The 409-nt window shown below is 67.0% G+C and carries 1 protein-coding gene; it reads left to right on the top strand.

What is annotated here, in order from left to right:
• A partial coding sequence (gene ccsA / locus I6F37_RS42480) for a cytochrome c biogenesis protein CcsA (protein ID WP_225154747.1) occupies positions 1-409 on the top strand: 409 nt, incomplete at both ends.

The raw sequence follows: 409 nt of genomic DNA, 5'->3' as shown, positions 1-409 counted from the left end.
GCATGTGGCAGGCGCTGCTGGTGGTGCCACCGGAAGCCAAGCAGCTGGACAGCTTCCGCATCCTCTACATCCACGTGCCCAGTGCCTGGATGAGCCTGTTCGTCTTCGCGCTGATGGCGCTGTATGCGGCCATCGCACTGGTCTGGCGGATCAAGGTCTGCGAGATCCTGGCCATGGCCTGCGCGCCGATGGGCGCCGGCTTCACCCTGATCACCCTGTTGACCGGCAGCATCTGGGGCAAGGGCACCTGGGGCACCTGGTGGGACTGGGACCCGCGCATGACCAGCGAACTGGTACTGCTGTTCCTGTACCTGGGCGTGATCGGCCTGTACCACGCCATCGAGGACCGCCGCAGCGCCGCGCGCGCCGCTGGCCTGCTGGCCATTGTCGGTGTCAGCCTGCTGCCGGT

The sequence above is a fragment of the Bradyrhizobium sp. NBAIM08 genome (genome assembly GCF_020193935.1).
Classification (GTDB): domain Bacteria; phylum Pseudomonadota; class Alphaproteobacteria; order Rhizobiales; family Xanthobacteraceae; genus Bradyrhizobium; species Bradyrhizobium yuanmingense.
The sequence above is the reverse complement of the archived record's forward strand: the minus strand, read 5'-3'. Positions and strand labels throughout refer to the sequence as shown.